General features: G+C 34.7%; 2 protein-coding genes. One reads left to right on the forward strand and one right to left on the reverse strand.

What is annotated here, in order from left to right; translation table 11 throughout:
- Positions 1-727 precede the first annotated feature (727 nt).
- Positions 728-2,422: a sensor histidine kinase KdpD gene (locus F6K54_RS42180; protein ID WP_293090453.1), complete on the reverse strand. Its 1,695-nt coding sequence runs from the start codon at positions 2,420-2,422 to the stop codon at positions 728-730.
- Between the two features lie 37 nt (positions 2,423-2,459).
- On the opposite strand from F6K54_RS42180, the gene F6K54_RS42185 reads away from it, so the two are divergent.
- On the forward strand, positions 2,460-2,615 hold the full coding sequence (locus F6K54_RS42185) for a hypothetical protein (protein WP_293090454.1): 156 nt from the start codon (positions 2,460-2,462) through the stop codon (positions 2,613-2,615).
- The last annotated feature ends 657 nt before the right edge of the window (positions 2,616-3,272 follow it).

Consider the following 3,272-nt stretch of genomic DNA (forward strand, 5'->3'; position numbering starts at 1 on the left):
GTAGCATCGGAGCGTGTATAAAATTAAGGTGACACTCTTGAGAAAACCTTCTGCCTCCCCCCCTTTCAAAGGGGGGTAGGGGGGATGCCTCCTGCCTTCGGACAACCATTGTCTAATTATTCAACCGAACATGATATAAATCCCTTAATAGCTATCGCCGACATACAAAGGGGAACTACTCTTTGACATACTCTCCGGCCTAAAGGCGCGGAGATTCTCCTGAAACCAGGATTCTTGGTTCACTGAGTCCACTTAAACTAATTACCTTGCGATACTTAGCCCAGAGATGGTTCTCACGCCTGCGCGTTTGCTCTATTCCAAGAGCCTGTTCCCGTATGCCCTACGGTACAGTTCAAACCTCAAACAAAAATTTTGGTTCTCTGGTACTTGTTGCTTAGAGCAATTCCTAAGTACAAGCATTACTGTACAAAACCCCATAACTCTTCTCTTGGTCAGCATTCCGCAAGCGAGCTGACGGCGACGCGGGGTCTGACCGCAGTTTTCAAGGTGTAAACGCTACAGTTAAGTAGCTATAGGTTTTTAGAGCGGTTGAATACCTTTCCGCTGTTTCCATAATAACATAAAGTCCCCCTAAAAGGGGGAGGCTTTAAACCCAATTTTTCGGTAAGAGCGAGCGTGTTATACTTTTTAACAAAAAATATTCTAAGCATTCAGTTATTTGTGGTCAACTCTTCCTGCGGAATGCTTACTAAAGATTAGCTATAAATTATTGAACTGGCAAGAAGATAGTCATAATTTCCCCTTTTGTTGGTCGTTGCCGCACTACTAATTTTCCTCCCATTGCTTGAAAAAGATTTTTAGTTACTTTTAAATTTAAACTAAGATTACCTGTTTCTGGTTGAAACATTAATAAAGGACCAATAGATTTAAAGGGTGTTTTTGTGCAACTGGTAAAAGGTGAGTGACTTTTTCCACCCATATTAGAATCAGATTTAAGCTGCAATTTTAACTGACTTCCAGCTAACATTACTTCCACCTGCATAAGACTGCCAGGAGGTAAATTTCGTGAAAAGTTTTCAATCAAATTTCCTAATACTTGGTCAAGCATAATAGGGTCACTAACAACCGTTGGCATATTAGGAGGTAAAATAACTTTGAGAGTATGATTTCTTTGAGTTGCTTTTTGTTGCCAACGAGGTATACTATTTTGAAAGACTTGAGCTAGAGGAATAGTTGTTAATTGTAAGTATGAATTTTTTTCCTTGAATAGTTGCTGAGTTTCTAATTCTGCTGCTCTAAAAATTAGATTAAAGCGGTCTATTTGGGAAGTACATTCAGCATCAATCATTTGTAAACGCTTTTTTATTACTTCTTGATTAAGATTTGGACGCTTTAATAATAGGCGAGTTAAAGTCTGAATTGTTGCTAAAGGAGTTTTGACTTCATGGGCGATCGCTTGTAACAGTTCTACATCGGGAGATTTAAAATTTTCAATGGTAGATTTTAGTGATAAAGTCGTTTTCTGATTGTTTTTATTTTTGTCATAAGTATTGACTTCTAATTTTTCATTTTTACTATCTACAGTTGGTAAATTATCTAATAATAAACGACTAAATTTCATCACTATTTTATAGTTTGGTTCGCGAGGTGGAATTTTATCAAATATGCCGTCTAAGATTGCTAATTTTTGAGAATATCGATCGATACTTTTTCGATGTTTATCGACATTTTTAGAATAAAAATTGGTAAGTAATACTATTCGTTGACGTAAGATAATCCATGCTCTTTCAACTACTTCTGGGTCAAAAGAAAATAGAAAAGCTGGTGTATTATCTATGCTTTTTCCTAAGACCATAACTAAACTAAATTCAGCAGTTAAGACTAAACAGAACTGCTCATTTATTATTGGGTCTTTAGTTGACAAAGGTAGTATTGGTATAAAATCAGAAAAGGAATTTATACTATCTGCTCCTGGTAATAGAGGCAAACTTTGTCTTCTAAAAATAGATGACCAATCTAAATTTTCCTGTATTTCACTGGTAAAAACTGAAGTATAAAAATTTGTAGTTAAAACAGGATTTGTTAAAATAGGAGTAGGACTAGATAATACTAATCCACGATATGATTTTAAATGAGAAAAAAATGAATTAGGATTAGACTCTTTTGAATTTATACTAGAATCTCTCCCGTTCAATAAATCAATAGTTTTTATAATATCTTGATTTTTAAAATCTCCATCGTCTAATATTTTTGATGAATTTTCTAATAATTGATTGACAGTAGCGATCGCGCTATACCATTCCTTTTGAGCCTTTAAATACAAATCTTGATTTCTTTGTCTCATCAAAGGAGGAGAATTTTCCTTTGCCAATTCCATTGTTTTTGTAGGCAAATCATCACTTGACATTTCTAGGGCAAAAATGTCACTTAAAGTTGGTAATATATAGTTATAGTTGTCCATTTTTTTCATAAAATAAATAATCTTAATTTATTAACTGTTGAAGAAGGAAGAAAGAAGAAGGAAGAAGGAAGAAGGAATAAGGAAGAAGGAAGAAAAAATGGATGGGGATGGTCTTCGACAAGCCGCTCCGCATCTACAAACTCCAACCAATTGTAAACACCGTGTAGACGGTGGGGAATTAAACCTAAAATAACAAGATAAGTTTAAACTTCTACAAAAACTTTAACTAGCTTTGCTAAAAAGAATAGTAAAATAAAATGCAAAACTTTCAATATTTTTTTCTTGTCTTCTGTATTAAATTTTGTCTACTAAGTTTTATAGTACTCGAAGGAAAGGTTAGGAAAGATCGAAAGCTTAAAACTCATACAAGATAAGATTTTGCCTTTTTCCTTATTTCTTCTTTTTTCTTCCTTCTGCTATACACCTAAGAATAAAAAATCGGATAATATTTAATTAATGGGAAAATTGCTCCTCAGTTAGATTGAAGCATTCCCCGATTAGTTGTCCAAAAAATAAGTCAACCATTAATACTTAGGGTATCGGTATTTATCCACTACTGATGTTGGTAGAACCGAACTAAATAACCGCAATCTCCGCTTATGATGATAAAAGTCAATAATTTGATTGTTGAATTGATAGAAAACTGTAACTAATATCAATTCAGTTGAAAGATTTCACAAATAACTTTGCTTCTGATGATGTGAAATAATTAGGGTTTGCGCTCAAAAGTCTTTTTTAAGGAGTAGGGGATCCACCCCAACCCCTCCCAGGAGGGGAGTAGGGGAGAATTTTTTTGCCCAACTATGCGCTCTTTAATGCGCTCCATGCATGAGCATGAAGAGCTGAAAAC

It is taken from the genome of Okeania sp. SIO3B5, assembly GCF_010692555.1.
Classification (GTDB): domain Bacteria; phylum Cyanobacteriota; class Cyanobacteriia; order Cyanobacteriales; family Microcoleaceae; genus Okeania.

Coding starts and splice junctions, on each gene's coding strand:
- F6K54_RS42180 (WP_293090453.1), bottom strand. CDS start 2,422: ATGGACAACTATAACTATATATTACCAACTTTAAGTGACATTTTTGCC.